Origin of the sequence: Halioglobus japonicus, from assembly GCF_001983995.1 — a bacterium.
GTDB classification, from domain to species: domain Bacteria; phylum Pseudomonadota; class Gammaproteobacteria; order Pseudomonadales; family Halieaceae; genus Halioglobus; species Halioglobus japonicus.
Window position 1 is genome coordinate 320624 of the sequence record NZ_CP019450.1, and the last position, 23679, is coordinate 344302.

15 protein-coding genes, 1 tRNA gene and 1 pseudogene are annotated in these 23679 nt (G+C 53.0%); 12 read left to right on the plus strand and 5 right to left on the minus strand.

Annotated features, from left to right (window positions below; genetic code table 11):
- Positions 1-302: 302 nt before the first annotated feature.
- Positions 303-491 carry a hypothetical protein gene (locus BST95_RS20245; protein WP_240500245.1) on the plus strand — a complete coding sequence of 63 codons (189 nt, stop codon included), beginning with the start codon at positions 303-305 and terminating at the stop codon, positions 489-491.
- Between the two features lie 495 nt (positions 492-986).
- Positions 987-1062, plus strand: a tRNA-Ile gene (locus BST95_RS01535).
- A 109-nt stretch (positions 1063-1171) separates the two neighbouring features.
- Here the strand turns inward: BST95_RS01535 and BST95_RS01540 are convergent.
- Positions 1172-1783, minus strand: coding sequence for a TetR/AcrR family transcriptional regulator (locus BST95_RS01540; protein ID WP_084197866.1), 612 nt, complete (start codon positions 1781-1783; stop codon positions 1172-1174).
- Between the two features lie 134 nt (positions 1784-1917).
- Here BST95_RS01540 and BST95_RS01545 point away from each other — a divergent pair, with 134 nt between their 5' ends.
- Positions 1918-3081, plus strand: a complete 1164-nt coding sequence (locus BST95_RS01545; RefSeq protein ID WP_084197867.1) for a cytochrome P450 — start codon at positions 1918-1920, stop codon at positions 3079-3081.
- Between the two features lie 713 nt (positions 3082-3794).
- Here BST95_RS01545 and BST95_RS01550 read toward each other — a convergent pair.
- The 4 genes and pseudogenes from BST95_RS01550 to BST95_RS01560 all read right to left on the minus strand — a co-directional run bounded on the left by BST95_RS01550 (position 3795) and on the right by BST95_RS01560 (position 13526).
- On the minus strand, positions 3795-6155 hold the full coding sequence (locus BST95_RS01550; protein ID WP_229801822.1) for an arylsulfatase: 2361 nt from the start codon (positions 6153-6155) through the stop codon (positions 3795-3797).
- Between the two features lie 108 nt (positions 6156-6263).
- Positions 6264-10958: a DUF7933 domain-containing protein gene (locus tag BST95_RS01555; RefSeq protein ID WP_169843821.1), complete on the minus strand. Its 4695-nt coding sequence runs from the start codon at positions 10956-10958 to the stop codon at positions 6264-6266.
- 51 nt (positions 10959-11009) lie between these two features.
- Positions 11010-11867: pseudogene (locus tag BST95_RS21485) on the minus strand (DUF7933 domain-containing protein); the annotation flags it as partial.
- 900 nt (positions 11868-12767) lie between these two features.
- A complete protein-coding gene (locus tag BST95_RS01560) occupies positions 12768-13526 on the minus strand; it encodes a glutathione S-transferase family protein (protein ID WP_102106412.1) in 759 nt (252 codons plus the stop codon).
- A gap of 157 nt (positions 13527-13683) precedes the next feature.
- On the opposite strand from BST95_RS01560, the gene BST95_RS01565 reads away from it, so the two are divergent.
- The 9 genes from BST95_RS01565 (at position 13684) to BST95_RS01605 (ending at position 23484) form a co-directional block, all read left to right on the plus strand.
- The gene (locus tag BST95_RS01565; protein ID WP_169843822.1) at positions 13684-14679 is read left to right on the plus strand and encodes an AraC family transcriptional regulator; all 996 of its coding nucleotides are present in this window, start codon (positions 13684-13686) and stop codon (positions 14677-14679) included.
- A 117-nt stretch (positions 14680-14796) separates the two neighbouring features.
- The gene (locus BST95_RS01570; protein ID WP_066053563.1) at positions 14797-15216 is read left to right on the plus strand and encodes an acyl-CoA thioesterase; all 420 of its coding nucleotides are present in this window, start codon (positions 14797-14799) and stop codon (positions 15214-15216) included.
- Between the two features lie 155 nt (positions 15217-15371).
- On the plus strand, positions 15372-16034 hold the full coding sequence (locus tag BST95_RS01575) for a hypothetical protein (RefSeq protein WP_084197871.1): 663 nt from the start codon (positions 15372-15374) through the stop codon (positions 16032-16034).
- Positions 16035-16312: 278 nt separating this feature from the next.
- Positions 16313-18532, plus strand: coding sequence for a fatty acid cis/trans isomerase (locus BST95_RS01580; protein ID WP_229801828.1), 2220 nt, complete (start codon positions 16313-16315; stop codon positions 18530-18532).
- A 183-nt stretch (positions 18533-18715) separates the two neighbouring features.
- Entirely contained in the window at positions 18716-20512 is a 1797-nt protein-coding gene (locus BST95_RS01585) for an alpha-L-fucosidase (protein WP_084201019.1), read from the plus strand.
- A 206-nt stretch (positions 20513-20718) separates the two neighbouring features.
- On the plus strand, positions 20719-20904 hold the full coding sequence (locus tag BST95_RS01590) for a hypothetical protein (RefSeq protein WP_084197872.1): 186 nt from the start codon (positions 20719-20721) through the stop codon (positions 20902-20904).
- Positions 20905-21454: 550 nt separating this feature from the next.
- Positions 21455-22552 carry an OmpA family protein gene (locus BST95_RS01595; protein ID WP_084197873.1) on the plus strand — a complete coding sequence of 366 codons (1098 nt, stop codon included), beginning with the start codon at positions 21455-21457 and terminating at the stop codon, positions 22550-22552.
- Positions 22553-22705: 153 nt separating this feature from the next.
- Entirely contained in the window at positions 22706-23065 is a 360-nt protein-coding gene (locus BST95_RS01600; protein WP_084197874.1) for a cupin domain-containing protein, read from the plus strand.
- Between the two features lie 122 nt (positions 23066-23187).
- On the plus strand, positions 23188-23484 hold the full coding sequence (locus BST95_RS01605) for a sterol desaturase family protein (RefSeq protein ID WP_084197875.1): 297 nt from the start codon (positions 23188-23190) through the stop codon (positions 23482-23484).
- The last annotated feature ends 195 nt before the right edge of the window (positions 23485-23679 follow it).

A 23679-nucleotide genomic window follows, 5' to 3' on the forward strand; every position in this document is an offset into this window, starting at 1 on the left:
GCTTTATTGTTAGTTTCTCTTGCTCACAGGCATGCGCGATTTCTGCAGGAACGACATACCATCGCAAATGTACTAGGTGAACACTTTTGATTGCATGAAACTACGTTGGCCACAAGCGTAAAAGCCATTCAGCCCAAAAAATCCAAGCACGAGTGGCGACCGTATCATTTATGAATATTCTCGAATGAGGGTAGACCATGAAGAAAATTGCTTTACGCGTTTATGACGCTTACAACTACGTTTTCGACTCCAGTAAAAATCCACTGCGGCACATACCTGATCCCACTAGCCGAATGTTCATCATGACTATACTCGCGTTTATGTGGAGCGGTGCCTTCGCAGTATATTTCGGTAGTATCATTTATTTTGGGCTCAGCGTTGCTGCGCATATTGTGCTCATTCTCATGTTTTTCTTCACGATGGCGGTGTTTTATGACGCCGAGAAAAACAAGAGTTCCTGGTTGCTCAAGTTACGCGAGAAAGACCTGTAACCGTCATGCCCTGTCGGGCTGCGCTGACACAGGTGTAGATGAACCTCCGATCGCGAAGGTGCCAACTGGCGACGTGCCTCTAGCCAAAGAGAATGAGGCTCAGGGCACCTCCGTGTCATCATCCGGCAACTATGAGGGGTAGGTACTCAACCACGTCGACCTTACGCGATAGCAGATCCAGACGTGTTGGATGTGCACAAGGGTTCACATGAATGGTGGTGTCATTACGTTCATGGGGAGCCCTACCGCCCCTAATCGTTCTTATGTCATGAAGCCAGACTTCTTACGGTTGGGACACATGTCGCTCCGATAACAGCGCTGGACGCAACGGCCAACTCATGGGGCACGCGCGAACTGCAATCACGGTGAGTGGAAGCCACCCACCCGTGCAACCCCATATATGGCCCCCTGTTACAGTCATTTTGCGAGGATATGGCGCGTGATCCGCGGGTGGGCGAGCGACCAATTCTTTATAAACTCCGCTCCCTCGCAACAAGCCTACAGCTCAGTTGGTTAGAGCATCCGACTCATAATCGGCAGGTCGAAGGTTCAAGTCCTTCTGGGCCCACCATTTTCAGCAAAAATCATTGGCTTATAACTGCGTAGAGCACGCGACGATGGTCACTGTCTCTTTGACTGGTGTCAGCAGATGTAGCGCTGGAGAGCGCAATTCCCGCACCTTAACCAGGCAGTGCCCGCTGCCAGGCTCTTTCCCCGAGCAGCTTTCGAAGAGTAAACGAAATGGTATCCATTGAGATGCTGATGCTATCGCTACCAGAATTCACCATGTACAAGCTACCCAACAGTAGCCGGTGAGTCGCAGCCAGACATTTCTCTTTCTCGACAATCTTGATATCAGCAATAACTGGCTCAACAAGGCCCGGCAATAAACTCCGAATTCCGCTTCGTGAACCAGACATGCTTTCATTCTTAGCAACAATTACAGGCAAAGCTGCGCGAATAATGTGGGGGTGAGCGTAGGCCTCCACGAGAATACTGCGTACTATATAGCAGATCCTTTCGCCAACGGTCACGCCGTCTAGCGGTTGCGCAAAAAGTTTGGCTGAGAAACGCCGCCCCCATTCCAGGGTCAGGTCTCTGATGATGAATTCTTTTGTCTCGTAATAGCGATACAAGGTAGCTCGACCAATACCGGCTCCCTTTGCGATATCCATCATATTTACGCTTTCTTGGTCCTCTACATCCAATAGATTCCATGCTGCATGCAGGATCTTCTCCCGCGTGGCCTGCTGGGTACGGCTCATACTTTCGTGCTGGCGTTGTGCGGTCATGAAATTCGGCCCAATGCTGATCGTTAGAAGAACCTATTAGTTGGGATAATACCTATTTATGAGACACGCGTCTTGACACCTTTCTCGGCCTCGATAAAAATGAGACACGCGTCTTATTGCGATGGAGGCAAAAAGTGATTGATTGGTATTACGATAAGTTGCGGGGAGGCGAGTTTGCAGCTGAACTCCACAACTTGCGGCACCAGGCGGATATTGTGCCTGCAATGGCCATGGAGGGCTCCATGTCGATCTTCTATATTGTCGGCCACAAAGCCCTGAGCGATGCCTTCAAGAGCGCTGATTGTTTTCCACCAGGGCATGCCTACCAAATTATTTCCTTACCCTTTATTGGCGAGACCTTCATGTCAATGAATGAGGATCAGCATCGAGAATGGCGCCCTCCAATGACGCCATCTTTCCGTCGCCATGCCATTGATGAGATAGATGAAGACTTACTGGACTCTATTGGCCATGAATTACTAGATCAGATTGAGCCCCAAAACAACATAGATTTCGTTACCGCATTTACGCGCCTATTTGCATTTCGTGTGATCTGCCGACTGCTGGGCCTGCCGATAGAGGAGGAAGGAGAATACTATCAGTGGTCTATGAATTTAATGTTTGGGGGGCGGGACCTGGAGAAGAGCCAGGCTGCGGATAGGATACTTACATCCATTGTAAGGGATGTCATTAATGCCCGGCGTAAAGAACGGCAGGAGGACCAAATAAGTCGTTGGTTAGATACCGAAATTCAAGGACAGCAAATTAGTGATGAATCTATGTTTGCTCACGTCCGGTTGTTCTTTACGGCAGGCGCTACCACTACGTCCGACGCCATGAGCAACCTGTTTCATGCATTGCTGACCCATAAGGATGCCTGGCAGCAATGTGTGGAAGAGCCAGAGATGCAGGTTGGTGCCGTCAATGAACTTCTCAGGTGGAACCCTCCAGTCGCGGCGCAACCGCGCTTCACGCCGGCAGATCGCACAATTGAGTTTAGTGGTGTCACTATGTCACCCAATAGCGCGGTTCTGTTTGGGATTGCTGCTGCGAACCGCGACCCTCGTGTTTTTCCCAATCCAGATATCTTCGATATTAGTCGAAAAGCAAAAAACCTTTTGACCTTTGGCCCAGGCTTGCGTACCTGCCCGGGCATGCATCTGGCTCAAAAGAATTTGGCGTCTGCGCTGCGAATAACGGCTGATCGGTTCCCTAATATTAAGTTGGCAGGTGAGGGAGCAATACCAGAAGGCATCCTTTTGAGAAGTGTTCCAACACTGCCGATATCGTTAAATTAGTAACCTGAGACTAAAAATCTAATTCATGCAATCGAATGCGACCTCAAGCCACTGCATGGGCAACCAGGAACTTCGGGGCCTGCCCAGTTGATTTGAATCGCCGCATGCCACTCTCTGTGCGAGGTCGGCTAGAGAGATTGTTCGGCTCCAGTTCGGAGTTCGGTCTTGAAAAGCTGTTAGAAATCCTGGACATAGTGCCAGCAGGCACCGAAACCGACCCTGGGCAAGTTCGGGATAGCTTCGTTCCTAGCTGTGAGTTCGGTATCGGCCAACAAAATCCCGTAACTTTCTTCAGCTTACTGTTCCAGCCTGGCTCTGTTCGAGCTCCTCATAATCGGAAGGTCGAAGGTTCACGTCCTTCTGGGCCCACCATTTATCTAGCCATTCATAAATATAGATTTAGCTAGTGCGCCCGATTATTCCGGAGATATCGGTTACATCTGGTTATCCATAGTCGATGGGTGCAAAGTCTGACCTTGCCCATGGTGCTGTGGTCTGCGGTTACAGGCTTTTGTGATCATAGCTTTGTTTTTTTGATCTGGACGTCCAGGGTACAGAATCCAGCTTAACCACCGGCGGCCATCTGGCGTTGTTGTCACCCGATTCCAACGCCAGATAACTGCTCTCCATATCACGTGCCAACAACCCCCGGCGCTCCACAAGCCCCACAACTCGGTGACTGATGGCATGCACCAATGCCACCGATGCCGCAGTTACTCGATCGCGATCACCACCTTATTGATGGTACCGGTAAAGCGCGTCTCAACCGGCCCAACGCCAATATCCTCAGCTACGGGCGTTTGGTTATCTAGGCCTACATCAGCGGTCTCATCGGCTGAGAAGATGAGCGGCTGGGTTCGTTCAATACGACCTGAGGCCACTTTCTTGCCATTCACCGTGATCGTCGCATCGCCACCCTGCCCCAAACCGCCACCGTCATAATCGAAGTCCATCACGATAGTGGCCGGCCCAGGGGCGATCGGCTTCTTCCCAGCCACGGTAAATCGCTCAAGACCGAGGAAGTTGTAGGTGTAGATGGGTCTACCATCCTTCATGTAGAGCGACCAGCCACCAAAGCGCCCACCCTGTGTCAGGATCACGCCTGTGGTGCCTTTATCGACCTCTACCTCCGCAGTGATTGTCTTAGAGGTGTTCTTGGAGTTTAAGAACGTATTCTCCAAAATGCCGTTCATGCCTTCATAAAGCGTGAGTGACTTGCGATCGCCCAACAAATCAGGACGTCCAGCGATGGCGGGATTAACGCGCTCTACAGAACGATCATCGATCGGTAATACGTTGTACTTTTCCGCCTCCTCCATGAACTTCGCTTCCATGGCTGCTACACGCTCGGGGTACTTATCAGCCAGATTGTTCACCAAGCTGAAGTCCTCTTTTGCGTTATAGAGCTCCCACACATCATCTTCGAGTGGTTTCTGCTCGCCCGTCTGCCAGGGAGCCCGGTGCAGCACACGTGCGAACCAGCCGTCCTGGTACAGTGCGCGGTTACCGAACATCTCAAAGTATTGAATGGTATGCCGCTCGGGTGCGTCAGCATCGTTCAGGCTGAACAGCAGACTGGTGCCAGCCATGGGCTCCTGAACTGTACCGTTAACGCTGGTAGGCTCGGGCAGGTTCGCTGCCTCAAGAATAGTCGGCGCAATATCGATCACATGGGAGAACTGACTGCGAATCCCGCCACCGCCCTCGATTCTGTCAGGCCAATGAATGACCATGCCGTTGCGGGTACCACCGAAATCAGATGCAACCTGCTTAGTCCACTTGAACGGCGCGTCGAAAGCCACCGCCCAACCCGCCGACATATGCGGAAAGGTGTATTCCCCCCCCCAATCGTCAAGTCGCGGCAACAGATCTTCGACCTTCTCGACAACCTGATTAAAGTAGGTCATCTCGTTGTACATTCCGATAAAACCGCCCTCTGCGCTGGTGCCATTATCACCGGCGATGTAGATAATCAGAGTGTTATCCAGCTCACCGATATCCTCCACGGCATCAACAAGCCGCCCGACGTTAACATCAGTGTGCTCCATAAACCCAGCAAACACCTCAGCCTGCCGCGCAAACAGCCTGCGATGATCTTCAGGTAAATCTGCCCATGCACTGAGATCCTCGGGGCGGTCCGCCAACTGCGTGGTCTCTGGGATGATGCCCATCTCTTTCTGCCTGGCGACAGTCGCAGTCCGGGTCTGGTCCCATCCCTCATCAAACTTGCCTTTGTACTTGTCTGCCCACTCTTTAGGGACGTGGTGCGGTGCGTGGACCGCACCTGTCGCGAAATAGATAAAGAAGGGCTTGTCGGGCGTCATGGACTGCTGTGCCTTCATCCAACCAATCGCCTGATCGGTCATGTCATCAGTAAAGTGATAGCCCTCGACATGCGGCGGATTGACGCGGGTCACGCCATCGTAAACAAGCGGGTACCACTGGTCTGTCTCACCACCGATAAACCCGTAAAACTTGTCGAAGCCCGAGTGAGTTGGCCAGCGATCAAAGGGACCTGAAACGCTCGTTTCCCACGCTGCTGTCTCATGCCACTTACCGAAAGCTCCCGTACTGTAACCGTTCAGTCGGAGCATCTCAGCAAGAGGGGCAACCCTGTTAGGAACCTGCCCGGTGTTACCCGGAAAAGCCGTCGCGGTCTCCATAATGGAGCCCGTATTGGTCGAGTGGTGGTTGCGGCCCGTCTTCAACGCATTACGGGTCGGCGAACAGAGAGCCGTCGTGTGGAAGTTGTTGTAACGCAAACCGCCCTCTGCCAAACGATCCAATGTGGGCGTGTTAATGGGGCCACCAAACGGAGTGGTTGCACCGAAACCAACATCATCAATTAACACGATGATGACATTAGGCGCACCCTCGGGCGCTTCCACCGTAAACAGGGGTGGTGCCTCAACATTGCGGACATCCAACTCTTTAAATTTTGGCGGCGCGGGCTCAGCTATCGGCAGGTGCGAGCGATCCATCTCATAAGCGTGAACGCTCACTGAAAGTGCCACTAGGGCGCCCGATATCCAAAGGTCAAGAAAACGCTTAGAGAGTGAAAAAAATTTCTCCATGATGCCGCTCCTGTGTTGAGTCTTGTTCAGTGTAGTACAGTTTTTAACCATGTACAGACGCGTGCTAAGGCTTCCAGAGAGACTTGGAATTTCTATGAGCAAGCATCCTCATTGCGTCGTGAAACCACCCGATGACCGAGTCTTATAGGCACCTATAGCCAGTATGAGCAGCACCAGAATCCATAACATTGCTCGCGGAGCCACAGGGACTACGTGTGGGGGAACACCAAGATCCCTTGATATATCGGCAGGAGGCGTGGGCGCTTTAGGAGGCAAAGACGGCTCAGACGGCTCAGACGGCTCGGGCGGCTCGGGCGGCTCAGGCAAAGTCTCCGGCGGCTGAGTAAGACATGCAGGCGTGGCAGGTGGGTAGTCAAACGTTTGCTCCACTGCAGGGTTAACACTGAGACGCAATATTAACTGTGGCACCCGATCGTCAGCGACCTGCACCCATTCACCTGAATCTAGCGCCCAACCAGGCCAACCAACGCCATTGCCAGATGCATCGACTACCATGCCCGGCCATAGTAAACGCCCACCCGATGGCTGGTTTAGTAACCGCTGCACCAGCCTGCCACCAGTGCTGAACAACTCCACAGTTACATCGTTACCTCTGTAATTTTCGAGCTTGTAATTGATATAGGCGGCGTTCTGGATACATGCAGCAGTGCCGTTCATACCCAAAGCAACCGACGAGAGGGTTTCGCCAAAGTTGTTCCCTGTGCTGTTTTCGCCCGGCGCGAGAATGATCTCGCTGATAATATCGCTCACAGAATCATTCCCGCGCGTTACACCATCGACGCTGCCTGCAGTATCTTTACCATCAGTCCAATCTTCCGGTTGCGTCTCTGTTACTGTGTAATCACCTGGAGGTAGGTTGTCGAAGATATAGCTTCCATCCGGACTCGTAATCACCGCCAGATCAACCGGACCAGATAGCGCTACCGTCACACCTTCGATCCCATTCTCATCGACGGAGAAAATGCCGTCATCATTGGCATCGAAGTACACGCTACCAGCGATGCTGACTGGCGCTATCTCTGTAAAATCATTACCAGGTGAGCCGCTGACCTCGTCTTGCTCACCACTATTATTAAGAGTGATTGCTACGATCTGACTGGTCGGAGAGCCGTTTATGGGGTTAGACGCAGTACCTGGTGTGCCTGTACTGTCGCCAAAGGTTTCTATCGTTCCGGCGACAACGAGTCCGTTAAGAGTTCCGCCTGGCTGAATGGGTTGGCATACGGAATATGAACCAGCAATCAGCTCACTGAATAAATAGTTTCCACTATCATCAGTCAAAGTAGATTCAAGTAAAGCGCCGCTACACTGAGAACCACTGCGTAACTCGATGGGGTTACCCACGATCGGAGTTGAATCACCGGGCAGGAATTGCCCGTCCGGGTATAACTGGTTGTCTAAGAAAACTTTGCCGGAAACATAGCCCAAAGTACTAACCTTGAGTGGAGCTTCAGCAGGTACTAGGTTGGTTCCAAAATCAGTGACCAAGGCTCCCACCGGGACTTCGTTAAGGTACTCACCAGAGACCGGTGCAACCACTTCTACGGTGACCATGCAGCCTCCTGCAGGCACAACCGTCTCGCTCTCGACAGCAACGACAGTATCACCGGCATCAGCATCGACAATACCCACACCACCGGGACAACTTGTGGTCACGTTTGGAGGGTTGGCTACTACCATCTGAGCGGGCTGGACGGGCAGGTTGTCGACTAGATCAGCCAAAAGCGTCGCATCGGCGTCATTGTCATTGCCGATTACAAGGCTCAGTGTTGAGGCAACGCCAGGCGCCACTACGGGCGGCGAAAACTCTTTGGATACTGATGGCAGTTTCGCCACTACAATCTGAGCCTGCGTGCCCGGCAGATTATCAATACCCTCCAAGCTGGTCACATCCCCAGCAGCAATTTCATTTGTGTATGTGCCTGGAATGTTACTTACTACTCCCGCCGTAATCGTACAAACCGCTCCCGGCTCACCCGTGGGTGGTAATGTCGCACCGATCAGGCGCAACTCGCGACCAGCAGGAACACCAATTAGAACACCTTCTAGGCAGTCAGTCGCAATGTCCGGTGACTCTGCCAGCACCAGTCCATCGGGCAAACTATCAATCAGATTTACCTGTGTGAGAGTCCCGGTATTAGGGTTCTCGATACGAATAGTCATTAACGCGTTCTCTCCAGGCAAGCGAGATGCAACGCCGGTCGTAAATTCCATGGGATCACCTGCATCCAAAGTCAGGTCATCAAATGCTTTATTGACGATCAAGCGTTGACGTACTTCCAGATTGGCCGTCGCCTCAGGGTGGGGGATTGGAACACCGTTGGAGGTAAGCGCATCCGCCTCAATAACATTGAGGTAGCTGTTCTCCGCAATGGAGAACACATCAACTTCGAGATAGCAATACGCTGCCTCATCACCCTGGGCAGGTCCAATGGCTCCTCCTTGAAGACGAACGCTCTCCTCACTTGGGAAATCGACCACAGCGCTACCGCCACAGTTTGAGAACGCGTTCGGCTCATCTGCAATGAGGACTCCAACCGGCAGGTCGTCGACAAGTTCCATAGCGGTAATGCTTTCGGCCCTCGCATTGAAGATCGTTATCCGTAATGTCGACACTTCATAAGGGCCAACTACAGACGGGGTAAACGTCTTACTCACACCTGCATCTGAGGTTGTACTCAACGTGCTCTGGGCAAATGAGCTCGCATTGGTCGCGCCTTGATCAGAGATCATACTGCTCTCAGGAATAGTATTAATGATCGCACCCACGGTTGTTGAGATAACTCTCGCCTGCACTATGCAGCTCGCGTTGGCTCCTAACGATGCACCCGATAAGCCGAGACGGTCTGAACCTGGCACCGCAGCCACGATACCTCCGGGACAATCGGTACTTGCTTCTGGGGCTGGTGCCAACTTCATACCGTTGGGCAACGCGCCGCTCGTACCATCGAGGCTAAAGTAGTCAGTAACCTCCACATTAGTAAGATTCTGATCCGCATTGGTTATGCTAATGGTTAGTAGCGCCGATTCGCCGGGCACTACCGTACCCGGCGAAATGGACTTGGATATCAGCGGAAACTCCAATGGGATGTAGTTCAATGTAGCACTGACTGGATTACGGTTAAGTAATCCACCATCAGCCGTAACACCACCTGGAGGTATTTCATTCACCCAGCTAGCATTACCGGTGGCAATAACATCAAAACGCAATTCACAACTCGCAAGCGGGGCCAGGGTTGCGCCGCTAAAGCTAACGCTACTATTGAAGGGGACAGCATCTATAATTGTTGGCCCGCTACAGGTGGTATAGCTGTTGTCAGGATCTGCCACCACCATACCGGTAGGCAAATCGTCGGTGAGACTAATTCCTGTAATCGGGCGTGCGTCATCAAAACTGGCCAGCTCAATGCTAACTGTAGATCGCCCACCCGATCCAACAGATTCAAGGAGAAAATATTTATTCACCGAAAGCGCGTCGATATAAGTAAGGGTCGCGCTGTCAGATTCATTCAGGACACTGGTAGATCCATCTGCGTTCTGATGCACAGCAGAGCCGTTTACGGTATTCGAATAACTGCCAGCCGGCCCAACTGTGTCGATCGCAACGCTGCAAGTACCGGGACTGTTGCCGTCGCGCGCAGGGACACTACCTCCATTGAGAGCAAAAGAAGTAGAACCAGCGCTGACAGTAATATCCCCACCACAGGTGTTCGTGAGGTTCATTGGGTCCGCAACACGCAGTTGCTGAAAAGGGCCTGCTGATGGAAATGTATCACTGAGTGTAAGATTTATAAGATTGGTGATTGACCTGTTGCTTACGGTAAAACTCATTCTCGCAGGAGTACCCTCGTTGAGTGACAAGCTATCCTCACCGTCAAACTGTTTGACCAGAGTCATGGTTTGGACTGGCTTCACTCCGATAGAGCCGGAACCGACATTGTTGCAGATTCGGGGTGAGGTTCCGTAACACACGTCGCCAGCGGCAATTTCATTTTGAGTGTTGCCGTTACCATTTGGATCTAACATAACCCAAAACGAAATCTCGCAACTGCCAGGGGTATTAGTTAGCGAGCTACGTCCGGGAATAGTGGATATGGTGAAGGTCACCGACGTCTGTCCGGTGACCGCGCCGTTCAGGTCAAGTTCACCACACTCACCACTTAAGGAAGGCGCAAAACCCTCATCTAGCAGCAGAGTCGATCCGTTCTGAAGTCGATCTGTGACGTCAACGTTTGTAAGAGAGTTAGTAGAGTAGTTTTGGACCTCTATCAAATAGTTCACAGGGTCACCCGGGGCCGCATCGTCCGCAGCGACAGACTTCAATACCCGCAGACGATCTGCGACGAGAACGGTTGCCGACCTCGCTTGACTCACCACACCAGCGATCGTCTGAACCGCACCCTCGGGGATAGCATTGGTGTAAGTCGTGGGTGTATCGTCACTGGGAGTAATGCCCGAGTAGGTGACGTCGACTGTGCACTTGCCGCCTCCGGGAATCGAGAACCCAGAGAGACTGAAACCGTTGCCCGCATCAACCAAGGATGCAATTCCACCGCAAGAATTAGAAATGTCGGTTGCGGCAGCTATGGAAAGGTGGCCAACAAAGGGTTCTGCAGCAATTGGGCTGTCTGTAAAGCTAGTTACGGGTAGATCGTCTGTTCCGCTGTTGGTGAATGTGATACGAAGAATATTGGGCTCCCCGCTAGCCACTACATCGGGCCTGAAACGCTTATCGACTGCCAAGGGGGAGCGAGCCCGAACTTTCGTTGAAGCGTTGTTCACCGGCTTTAGTCCTTCTGCACTTATGAAGGCGTCAGAAGCGACGACATTAGTTCGACTGACTGTGTGTACACCGTTGGAGTGACGGGCCTGCACAGCTATATCAATTGTACAGCTACTGTTCGGCGTCAGGTCGACGCCAGATACCGTTACCCGTGCATCAGCGCCGGTCGTCAATCCGACAGAGCCGCCGCAACTACCGGAGGCCACTGCGCCGGTCGGCTCGATGATTGCGCCAGCACTACCAGCCACAGGGAAGATATCAATGAACCTAATATTAGTCAGACTGATGTTCGGATCTCGATTGTGCAGCGTGAACCGCAAAGTGCTGGAGCTTCCTCCAACGATCAAGGTGTTTCCAGGTTTCTTCCCGACAAAACCTTTACTCCACTCCGGCGCCACTGTAGAACGCAATGTGAAGCCCTGCCCCCCACCGGTTTCATTGTCGCCCAGGTCAGAGTTAACCGTGCCAGCGAGTAGCGAATACGCTAACGTCGTGCTCTCACCGTCGGCAGAATAAGCCACTATTGGAATATCGAGATAGCACTCGCCAGAACCAGCGACACCTTCTTGTCTAACTGGAACAGTCAAGTTGCCAAGCGATATATCTGGTTCACCGGGAAGGGTAGTCAGAGTCCCGGAAGTGCAACCTGGGCCGCTAATCTCTGCTTCGCCGTCGACCAACAAACCGCTGAGGGCGCTGGTCGGTAGCGCATTACTGAAACTAACGCCAGTAATTTCAGTAGTTGTCGATCCGTTAGACAGAGTAACTCTGAGACTGGTTTTCTCACCTGGGTACACAAGTGTACTGTTCGGCGCATTCAGACCAGCGTTTACAGACACGCTAAAGTTAGGATTCGTGACTTGAGCGGACACCGTCATTGACAGCGCCACTACCACTAGGCAACACATCAACTTCGTAAGCTTGAGGAAACCTTGTCTGAATGAAGCTTTGACGTGCTCACGGGCTTGGTGTTCGCAAGCATTTAGGAGGGAGTTCACAGCAAGCTCCCCGATTGGAACGAGCTGGGCAAAGCTGGTGGTGTTGTCTTTGTTGGGGCTCGTTCCCCAGAATGTCCATATTTACACGGAACTGGGAACGCCTCCGCACCTTGCGCTGATAGCTGGGGTGGCTTGCCCGACGACAGGCGGAACTTCGCTGACTTACAGGGAATCGCAGAACAGCGTGCCGATATCGGCGACACGAAAGCCGACCAAAACTGCCTCTGACTGCTAAGTCCCTGCATGGATGGCACCGTCTGTTGTGGCGAGACCTCATTTTTGCAATATCAATGCCAGCGACTGGAATTTTCTTTATTCGTTTAATATCAGAGGTTTGTGGTAGCTAGATGAAAGTCTTTCATCTGTACCACAGCTTGGAAGTTCTCAGTTTGCTAGCAAAATTCGGACTTCATCTCGCAATTTGCGAGGCACAACGCTGCAAGCGAGTAACGTGATCAGAGAGAACCCTTTTCAAATATCCGCCTCCCTAATTGAGATAGCGCTCTAGAATGGTGACGCGGCTAGCCATCCTGATCAGCACAGAATGATAAGACATACTCGTCTATTGAGTGATCTAGCGCTTCGGCACCAGTTTGGAAAATCGGCACGAAAAGCCGCTTAGGAACCTTCCAACTTTTACCACCGACCCGGCAGATCGAATTCGACCAGGTTCGGAATAGCTTCCGTTTTTGCGGCGCGCTCTCCTGACAACAGAAAAGCTGCCAAGCTTCTTCCACTGGCTCTACCTAATTTCTATCTCGCGTTTAACTGTCTGTTAGGTGATCGAACGGGCCATCCTGCCACGGTGATTTATTCCAGCGAATTGACAATCATGAAGTCCTCTACCAACAGAGGATTTTTCGGCAGACAGTGGGACATTCTGAGTAGCCAATCGTGCAAATCGGGAACCTGAGCAATTGCCAGCTCATCTTCAAGACCAACCATGTATGCGAATACGATCTGGGGAAAGATCGCGAAATCGACCAGCGAGGGCTCTGATCTACATCCGAAGTAGGGTCCTCCCCCGAAGTGCTGAAACAGTTCAAAACCCACCCGATCACGCATCGCCTTGGCGGACTCGGTAGTGTCAGAACAACGGACCATCTGTTTAATAAAAGGTGCCGTCTGCAACAGTTTGGGCCAGGCATTGCGCACCTCATCCGACAGGGGTGTCTGGCTGCTGACGATATTTGCCATACGCCACGCCATGGCACGCAACCTTGAGTTCATTGGTGTTTCATAAACAGTTTTGAAACCACTGACGATAAGGCTCTCGGAAACCCATTGGTCAATCAGCACGATTTCTTCTCGCTCCTCGCGAGTCTTGCCGAACAAAGGCTTTTCCGGGAACATTTCATCCAGCCACAGAGCCAGGGGTGTAGAATCCAAACGCCACTCGCAATCGATCTCCAGCACTGGGACCTGAGTCTGACCCGTAAAGTGGATCTGGCTGTTTTCTATCGGATTGACGGGCACGAATTCGAAAGGCAGCTCTTTGTAATACAAGCAACAACCCACTTTTCGCACATAGGGGCTTGTGGAGTATCCATAAAGCTTGATGTCCGCCATAAACAACCTCTTTTCAATCTCGGAAATAGTCCGGGTGCTTAAAAAAGCCGAGTCTCACTAAACGCTGTCAATAATGACACGTTTTTTCGCCGTATTTCTTGTCATTTCTCTCTATAAGCCCTGACCACTCATGCAAGCGAGTGGTCATTGGATTACCATGGAGAAAATGGACGCCCTCACACATATTCTGAAAACCATAGGACTCTCCGCCAAGACCTACTTCTGCGAGGGTTTGAGCGGGCCCTGGAATATGCAATTCCAGTATCGTCCTGAGGGAATTTTCCATATCGTGTTGCAGGGGCAATGCTACTTACGGGAAGGTGGCCAGAAGGAGTCAATTCTGCTGCAGGAAGGTGATGCTGTGGCTTTTCCAACCGGTGGAGCTCATTGGATCAGCGATACTCCCGACAGCCAAAACCTACCGTCAGAAAACGTGGTTACTGTCAGCGGGGATGAGGACCTGTTACTGCTAAAAAATGGTGACGTTAGGGCATTCACATCCAATGACTACTCTTCGGAAACGCCCAACGAAACACCGGGCTCTGACACAAGCACAGTGCTGTTTTGTACGACGCTATCATATGACGCCAGCCTGAAGCACCCCTTCCTCAGAAGTCTCCCCTGCTTCATACACGTAGGCCCCCGAACCAATGACGAACGCAGGACACTTAAACTTCTGACCGGCTTACTCGCCGAAGAATCCGCCTCATCCTACCCTGGCAAAAGTCTGATGGTAAATAATCTTAGCGAGGTTTTATTCATTCAGATGCTGCGTTCACACATTCGCGAAGCACAACGCCCCAGCGGTTATATGGCAGCTCTGGCTGACCAAAACATCGGTCAAGCCTTGAACCTCATACATACTGAAGCGGAAAAGAAATGGTCGGTTGAATCGCTGTCCCGTGCAGTCGCCATGAGCGGCACAACATTTACGCGGAGGTTTGCAGAGCTGGTCGGTGTTACACCCAAGGCTTACCTGACAAATACTCGATTACTGAAAGCTCGGATAAAGCTTCAATCTACCGCTGAATCAACTCTCAGCATTGCTGAGAGCGCCGGCTACGCTTCAGAGGCCGCGTTCAGCAAGGCCTTCAAGAAACATTTCAACACGACCCCCGGGGAGCTACGCAAACGCTACCAAAGAGTTCGTTAAACCTTCGAAGTTGAGCATGTGAGATGCTTGTGCATAATCGGACTCGCTAAGTACCTCCCCAATTACCGAGCCTACCGAATATTGATAAGATTTAGCAGACACAGGATGTAACCGAATATGAGTAAGCTAGAAGAAGACTATCCGATCATTCTCATTCAGGATGTGGTCTGGGGCGATATGGATGCGTTTCAGCACGTCAATAACACGGTGTATTTTCGTTACTTTGAAGACGCTCGATGGAAGTTCTTCAATCGGTCCGGGGTGAATGCGTACAAGGAGAAGCACAATATCGGCCCCATCTTAGCGGCAACAAAATGTGATTTCAGACTGCCGCTAGCTTTCCCTGATCGCATCCATATTGGCGCGCGATACACCGTTCCATCGCCTAAGAAAATCAATATGGAGTATGCGGTCTACAGCGAAAAACTCGATGCTATTGCCGCTGAGGGTGAGGGACTTCTCGTATACTATGACTATGGTCAGGGGCAAAGCTGTGACGTGCCGCATGAGATCCTGAGTCGTATGGAGGACGTGTGAACCACCAAGAATCCCGATACGAATCTGTGGCAACATCGTGCCCAGTCACACTGGCAGTCCCCACTCAGAACGTTTAGTCTTTTTTCTAACAAGGATAAGGCTAATCTCTCGCCACGACAGCGAGTGATACAGTCATCAACATAAAAGGCGCCAACATGTTTTCCAGAGCATTTCTATTGGTAATCACTACCATGGTCGTCTCCATTCCAGCCAAGGCCGTGGAGGTCGATAGCAGGGAATGGCTACAGCCTATGGAATTTCTCAACCTGTCATGGCTGGATGTTGCCGCCATTTGCGATTCGAATACCGGCGCGTGTAATGGCATGTTGGGCGCCATCGATGTCACGGGCTACACATGGGCCAATGTTAATGACGTAAACGCCCTGTTTAATTCTTTCGGAATCTCACCGCCGCTGGTAGGACCAGAATCAATCAGCGAAATCGACTCGGCGTGGGCGCCCGCCTTCTTCGCCGCCGGTTTCATATCCACAGGTTGTAGTGGCACTTGCATCATTGCTATGTCTCGTGACACTAAGAACATAGGGTTCCCTGTGGCAGCACCCACGATGATTGATGGGGCCGACGGTCTTCAGGACACTGCTGACAGCAACTTTGGCGCCCCCGAGGACAATCCCGCTTCGGACATAGGCGCATGGCTGTTTCGAGACATTCCCACGCCTTCTCCACCGCCGGCTCCCGCGCCACCTCCGGTTGCGGTACCCACATCTTCGGCCATTACACTGCTGTTCACAGCACTAGCACTACTGGCTATCGCGCTCCGTCCTATCAGCGGAAAGAGAAGCAGGGCCATACGATAGCTGGTTCTTAAGCCAAAGCGGTGAGTCAATCTGCTCTGCTTTGGGTCATGAGGCAATAAGCCCGATAGAACCACCAGCTCGGCGTCTAACCTTTTTCAGGCGGGTGATCTTTGAGTATCGCGGCCGCTCTATGCTTGTATTTCATAGCGCTATTAAGTCTAGAGGTCTGCCCGCTGCAGTGTGAGATCAATTCCGTTCTATACTTGGGTTTCCCGCAAACCTACAACTGTCACGCCATGCCGTATTTGAAACCCCCGTTATTCGCTTTCGTTTTTTGCATGCTCAGCTCCTTGGCTGGCGCCGCAGACAAGACGCCATTGACGGCGACCCAGGTGTTGGAGCAGCGGTGCGTCGTTTGCCACGGCTGTTACGACGCTCCCTGTCAGCTGAAGCTGGAGGCGCACGACGGCGTGGTGCGCGGTGGCACACTGGCCCCCGTGTACGATGGCGGGCGGCTGCGCGCCGCGGAACTGACCCGGTTGTTTGATGACGCCCAAGCGGAGCAGGAATGGCGCGACAAAGGCTTTCACCCTGTGATCGACCAGGAGAAGCCCAAGCACGGCGTTATGTACCGCATGCTGCAGCTGAAGCAGGACAACCCGCTACCCACCGAAGGAGATCTGCCCAGTCACTTTGATTTCTCACTGTACCGGGAACAGACCTGCCCCAAACAGAACGACTTTAACAGCTACGCCAGCAAGCACCCGCAATGGGGTATGCCGTTCGGTCTGCCCGGCCTGAACCCAGAGGAACACACCACCCTGACCACCTGGCTGCAAAGAGGCGCACCCGCGCCAGAGCTGCCGGCCCTGACCGGCGCGGAAAAGGCCAATTGGCAGGATTGGGAAACCTTCCTTAATGCCAAGGACAACCGTACACAACTCGTAGCCCGCTACCTTTACGAGCACCTGTTCCTGGCAGCACTGTATCTCGAAACAGAGGAAAATCCTGCCTGGTTCCGCTTGGTGAGATCGCGCACTGCCCCGGGCGAGCCACTGGACGTCATCGCAACAAGGCGGCCCTATGATGATCCGGGCACTGATCGCTTCTATTACCGTCTACAGCGCATGCCTACCTCACCGCTGGCGAAAACGCATATGCCCTATCGATTCGACCGGGCCCGGCTCAACTGGTATCGGGACCTGTTTCTGGGTGATGACTGGCAACTGGACGCTCCGCCAGCCTACGACCCCAACCAAAGGGCAAACCCATTCAAACGCTTTGAACCAATCCCGGTTTACGCCCGCTACCGTTTCCTCCTCGAGGAAGCGCAGTTCACTATCATGAACTTCATCAAGGGCCCAGTGTGTAGAGGGCGGATAGCCCTGAATGTTATCGACGATCATTTCTGGGTGATATTCGTCAATCCAGAGCGACTGGACCCCGTCGAGGCCGGTAATTTTCTGGCGCAGGAAATGGACAACCTCTACCTACCCACGCCGCGGACAGGCACGCTACTCGATCTGTTTAGTTGGCGAAGCTACGCAAAGGCAAACAGTAACTACCACCAGGCACGGGCGAACTACATCGAGAACCATTCCAGCGGCGAACTGCGCAATCTGGACATCGAGTCGATCTGGGACGGGGAAGGCCACAACGACAATGCCGCGCTAACCGTATTCCGGCATTTCGACACCGCGTCAGTGGTCAAAGGATTTGTGGGCGAGACACCCAAGACCGCCTGGGTCATTGGCTATTCCCTGCTGGAGAAAATCCATTACCTGCTCGTGGCAGGCTTCGATGTGTATGGCGCAGCGTCACACCAGTTGGAGTCGAGGCTGTATATGGACTTCCTGCGTATGGAAGGCGAGTTTAACTTTCTGCTATACATGCCCGAAGAGAAGCGGGAAGCGCTGTGGAAACACTGGTATCGAGATTCACGCAAGGGCAGCAAGCAGTATTTCGCCGACAACAGCGGTCTGAACGTGAGAACCTCAGACATCCACTTTGAAACCGACGATCCAAAAACCGAGCTGCTACAGAAGCTACGCGAGCGTATTCACGGCGCCCAGGCCGAGCGCTACGATTATCGACAGTCAGCCAGTGCCGATATGGCAAAAGCTTTTAGCGAGCTAGAAAAAGCCACGGGAATACACAACAGCTTCTTGCCTCAGGTGAGCTTTATCAACGTGATCGGCGACCAGCGCGACGATGTGTATACGCTGGTGAACAATGCTGGCTATTCCAATATTGCCCAGCTGTTCAGGGAGCAGGAACGGCGCCTGCCTGCAGAAGACACGCTCACCGTGGCGCGCGGCTTTCTCGGAGCCTACCCGAACTATTTCTTCCAAGTGAATGAGAAGCAGATTCCGCTATTTGCCGCAGAGCTGAAGGCGATGAAGTCTCGCAGCGACTTTGCTGCTTTAAAAGCACGCTACGGAGTACGCCGTAACGCTACGTGGTTCTGGCGGGTGAGCGACAAGTTCCACCGGATATCCCGAGCACAGGATGGCATTGAATTTGGGTTGTTTGATTACAATCGCTACTCGGCGCGGTAAAACCTGATTATTCCGAAAGAATCGGTTAAGGTTACCCGTGCGGCACATGACCTCACGAAAGCTTGCTGAGGCGATTGAAAAAGAAAATTAACCAATGTCATACCGGTCTTCGCATAATGCTAACCTCGCGTCAGTAAGGCACGTTGGGTGACGATGGCCCGTGTCCGCATGAAGGATAAGCTAATGAGCCAAACAGCCTTTGACTTGGAGATCTTTGGTAAACGCATTCTTCTTTCGCTCCTATTACTCGGTTACTGTGTCGCCGGGTTTACAGCGGAGCCCGTCTTCCAGGGTCCCTACGCCGGCGAGACAGAACAGCAACGCGATGCACGCCTGGCCTGGTGGCGTGAAGCACGATTCGGGCTGTTTATACACTGGGGCGTTTACGCTGTGCCCGCGGGCAACCACAAGGGCCAACAGATTGACAATATTGGTGAGTGGATCATGCACTATGGGCAGATCCCGGTCGCCGAGTATCAGCAGTACGCCAAAGGGTTCAACCCCGTCAATTATGACCCCGATGCCTGGGTGCGTATGGCCAAGAACGCCGGGATGAAGTACATCGTCATTACGGCAAAACACCATGACGGCTTTGCGCTCTTCGATACGACAGCAAGCGACTGGAACATCGTGAAGGCAACGCCTTATGGTAAAGATGTTCTCAAGCCCCTGGCAGAAGCGGCCCAGAGACACGGCATAAAACTCGGTTTCTACTACTCGCAGGCCCAGGATTGGGTCCATCCTGGTGGCTCGACATGGGAGGGGCGCTGGGATCCTGCGCAGGAGGGCAGCATGGATGACTATCTCCGCGATATCGCCGTCCCCCAGGTCAGGGAGTTGTTGACCAACTATGGCGAGGTGTCGATTCTCTGGTGGGACACACCCATCGACATGACACCCGAGCGGGCCTCCATGTTTGACGGGCTGATCGACCTTCAGCCTGGAATCATTGTGAATGACCGGCTGCTGTACGGCGTTGATGGCGACCTACGTACACCCGAACAGCACATTCCCGCAACCGGCCTGGATTTCGACTGGGAAGCCTGCCAAACCATGAACACCACCTGGGGTTATAAATCCTACGATGACGACTGGAAATCGAGCGAACAGCTCATCAGAAACCTTATCGATGTCGCCAGCAAAGGCGGCAACTATTTATTAAATGTCGGACCCATGGCAACGGGTGAGATTCCACAGCCAAGTATCGAGCGGTTGAGCGATGTCGGGGAATGGATGAGCATCAATGGCGCGTCGATACATGGCACGACCGCCAGCCCCTTCGTGCGTCTTAAATGGGGGCGGGCCACCAAGAAGGAATTTCCCAACGCAACAGTCTTGTATCTGCACGTGTTCGACTGGCCGGGCGACGGCATCCTTAGAGTAGACGGCTTGCACAGTGAAGTTACTGGCGCTTACTTCATGGCCGATTTTCAACAACAAATCCCCGTCGAAAAGACCGCAACCGGCACCGTCCTGCAACTTCCGGAAAAACCGCTCGACAAGACTGCGACGGTCATCGTGCTAAAAGTCAAAGGTACGCTTGAGGTCGAGAGAATACTCCCAAAACAGGACAGCGATGGTGCCCTTGTGCTGGCCCTGGACGACGTCAATATTCATAACCCTGGATACGGGGGGAGATTGGAGTTGCGCCAGGAGGATGATTCACCAGCCTATCTGGACGGGTGGACGGACTATCGCAGCCAGATAGATTGGTTGGTGCAGATCGACAAAGGTGGGACGTTCGAGCTATATGCCGAGGTTAGCGCGAAAAATTCCGCCGGATTCCTGATGATAGTAAACGATACAGAGGCCCCATTCATCCTAACACCCACTGATAGCGAGGCGCGATTTCAGCGGCAGTCGCTCGGCCGAGTGACTCTGATGCCAGGTGAATCAAAGATCCAGGTACATCCGCAAGAATCACTCTGGAACCCAATCCAACTCCGCTCAGTTACCTTGATACCGGTGAGCGAAGAGTAGGCGAAATAGCGCAATTTATTGTCGACCGGTCCAACAAACCTGGATCGCAGCCATCTCTGCCTGGCTACGCTGCGCCTTAATATCAAGGTGTTAGTCAAGCGGGGTTGGTGGTAACTTCTCCGAGCCCTGGTGTCAGCCATAGACTTGAAGTAAGGGATAAGACATTCTTACCTGCGAATCACCTTTCACAGCCTTTAGGGCGCTGTATGCCCTCTCGAAAAATTTTGCTCGCTACACTGGCCCTGTGCTTCTCCGGCACCGTGTACGCCGAAACTTATGACGTGGTTATCTCCGATGGCCGGGTGATGGACCCGGAGACCAATTTTGACGAGGTTCGCAATGTCGGCATCCGCGACGGCCGTATCATCGCCATCACCGATACCGCCAACTAACTTGCAGGCAGGGATGGCCTGCCGTCCACCGGCATTCCCTATGTGCTGGTCAATGGCATTGTTGTATTGGACGATTCGAAAGTGCTAGAGGTTGTCCCGGGCCAACCCATTCGTTACCCCGTGGAAAAAAAGGGCGCTTCAAGCCTCTGGAAAAAGCCAGCTACCTGGACAACTTGTTGGCGCCTGAGATACCGCATATTCACGACGCATCAATCTCAGCCGGTGCTCCGGAGCACGACAGCGAGTGAGCCACGCATTGCGCTGCCTCTGCATCAGCTAAAGCAGAGACAGCAGCAATATCAAACAGATTGAGCGGCCTGCACGCGGGTTAGCTCTTCCCTTTCTTGCGTCTTTTCCACTTCCAAACTACGCTGAAAAAACAGCCTCGAAAGGCCACTCAGGCTTTCGCCCCAATTCTGGCAAACGCCGACGGGATGATGCTCCGCTGAACAACGTGCACCAATTTGGAGCAGCCAACCATTCTCGGGTATTCGCGTGGGCCTCGTCGGGGCAGCCATTGGCCTTAAGTTCTTATAGGAGACCGCACAATATGAAACAGCCCTGTATATCGCTAATGACAAGCATTGGCGCACTCATCCTTTTGACCGCATGCGCGGGCAGCCCGCGAACGCCATCCGACGGTGGCACCCAGGCCGTCGACCTCAACGACTTCACGCCCAAAGTCGATACCTTTGTCGTGCTTTTGGACAGTTCAGATTCCATGGAAGAAAGTGATGGCCAGAAAGACAAGTTTCAGACGGCGCTGGATAGCGTCGCCAGCTTTAACCAGGCCGTTCCAGCCATCGACATCAATTCAGGATTGGTCTTGTTTGGCAAAGGTGCCGGCAACTGTGCTGGCCACAGCATGGCCAAGCAGATCTACGGCGTAAGCCCTCACAACAAAACTGACTTTCGCAACGCTCTGAACGCAATCGAGTGCACTGGAGGTAGCACTCCCAGTGGCGACGCACTAGGCCAGACAGCCTCAGCATTGGCCGAAGCCACGGGTAACCTGGCGGTGTTCATTGTCAGCGATTTCGAGTGGGAAGAGTCCGCCTCCGCGCTGTCTGCCGTGACCAGCATGCGGGGCACACATGGCGACAGGCTCTGCGTCTATGCCATTCCCGTCGGCGACTACCGAGATAAAGGTGCGTTGATCGCGGACATTACTGGCGGTGCCAGCTGCGGCGGGGTTACCGCGGCCTCAGACCTGGCCTCGCCGGATGCAATGACGGCTTTTGTGGCAGACACCCTCATGGCACCAGTACCGAAAGTGACCTACGAAAAGCAGACTTTGTCAGCCAACACTCTGTTTGCGCTGAATAGCGCTGCGTTGTCTTCTACAGGTCAGGCAGACCTACGCAAACTCGCCGCATACATTAAAGAGCATGGCTCTGACTTGAAAGACCTCAAGATCACTGGGCACACCTGTAATCTGGGCGCTGAGAGTTATAACGAGGGACTGTCCATGCGCCGTGCTGAGACCGTGGCGAACTTCCTTGCCCAGCAGGGTCTGCCCGCCAACCTGATGGACGTTAGTGGCATGGGCGAACGAAGCCCCAGCGTCAGTAACGACACTCGGGAGGGCCGCGCTCAGAATCGTCGCGTCGACGTTCAGATCGGCACCATGAAACCCCAGGGAAACTAAGGCTTTCTCCAGCAATTCCACGGCTAACCGCGTGTCGGTTAGCCGTGTGACCGTTCAGTTGAACCCGCTTTATCCGAGGCATACCTCTCTGAGGTAATAGTCAGCGTCGCCCCCCACCCCTATGCTTTACAGCAACGCAATGGAGAACCCAACATGGCCAAGACGCTAAACGACGTTATCAATTTCGCGACAAGTACAGCTGAAACAGAGCGCTACCCTACCCCTGAGGAAAAGCGCCTGCGCGGCACGCCGATGCAACATGCTACAACCCACTTTGCTGTCGACGAGACGTTCTTCGCTGGGGAATGGGGCGCGGAAGAAGGCTGCTGGAAAGTGACTTACTCGGAGAATGAGTACTTTCACATTCTCACGGGTAAGTCCATTCTGCGGGACAGCGCCGGCCATGAGGTCGAGCTCAACCCCGGAGACAAGCTGTGCATCCCTGCCGGCTTCGAGGGTGAATGGGAAGTGCTCGAGCCGACCACCAAGGTGTTCGTCATCTACGAACCCTAGGCCAGTGCGGAGCCACTTGCTGTGATTATCGATAATCTCACGATATACTTTTTGGCATAATAACCACAGCATCGCAGGCGCCAACAGTGGTGCCGGCAAATGGGTACCGGTCAATTGGACCGGTGTCTTTCGCGCAGATCAGCGGCATTTTCTTTGCCGCGTCCATTACCATCTCAGTGGCTGAGATGCTCTACCTGACTGTCGTCAGTAACCAGGAGAGCTTTGTACACGCCTACGCAGCGCCGCTCAAAAATGTCGTGTTTGTAGGTATTCCCCTCGAAGTAATTATAGTGATCAGCCTGATCGATGGTGTCTGGGGTAAGTTCCTGCATATCAGCCCTAAACTGGTACAAGGGCGCTACGGGCCACTGGAGTACGTGCTGCCAACCCCCAGCTGTCACCGTTTCCACCACGGTTAGAACCTGCTGTATATGGACACCAACTACACATCTATCACCTTGTTCTGGGACTGGCTATTCGGCACCCTGCAACCGCTGATAGACGAAGAGCCTGTAGAGCACGGCATCACACTTCAATCGAAGTTCAGAGAGTCGCTAAATGATTGCATGGACGGGAATAGTGCAGGCGCTGGGCCCTTGCTGGGTGGCAATAGC

Bases quoted from the DNA above. Each gene is read 5' to 3' on its own strand.
- BST95_RS20245 (WP_240500245.1), top strand. From the start codon at position 303: ATGACTATACTCGCGTTTATGTGGAGCGGTGCCTTCGCAGTATATTTC.
- BST95_RS01540 (WP_084197866.1), bottom strand. From the start codon at position 1,783: ATGACCGCACAACGCCAGCACGAAAGTATGAGCCGTACCCAGCAGGCC.
- BST95_RS01550 (WP_229801822.1), bottom strand. From the start codon at position 6,155: ATGGAGAAATTTTTTTCACTCTCTAAGCGTTTTCTTGACCTTTGGATA.
- BST95_RS01560 (WP_102106412.1), bottom strand. From the start codon at position 13,526: ATGGCGGACATCAAGCTTTATGGATACTCCACAAGCCCCTATGTGCGA.
- BST95_RS01565 (WP_169843822.1), top strand. From the start codon at position 13,684: ATGGAGAAAATGGACGCCCTCACACATATTCTGAAAACCATAGGACTC.
- BST95_RS01570 (WP_066053563.1), top strand. From the start codon at position 14,797: ATGAGTAAGCTAGAAGAAGACTATCCGATCATTCTCATTCAGGATGTG.
- BST95_RS01575 (WP_084197871.1), top strand. From the start codon at position 15,372: ATGTTTTCCAGAGCATTTCTATTGGTAATCACTACCATGGTCGTCTCC.
- BST95_RS01580 (WP_229801828.1), top strand. From the start codon at position 16,313: ATGCTCAGCTCCTTGGCTGGCGCCGCAGACAAGACGCCATTGACGGCG.
- BST95_RS01585 (WP_084201019.1), top strand. From the start codon at position 18,716: ATGAGCCAAACAGCCTTTGACTTGGAGATCTTTGGTAAACGCATTCTT.
- BST95_RS01590 (WP_084197872.1), top strand. From the start codon at position 20,719: ATGCCCTCTCGAAAAATTTTGCTCGCTACACTGGCCCTGTGCTTCTCC.
- BST95_RS01595 (WP_084197873.1), top strand. From the start codon at position 21,455: ATGAAACAGCCCTGTATATCGCTAATGACAAGCATTGGCGCACTCATC.
- BST95_RS01600 (WP_084197874.1), top strand. From the start codon at position 22,706: ATGGCCAAGACGCTAAACGACGTTATCAATTTCGCGACAAGTACAGCT.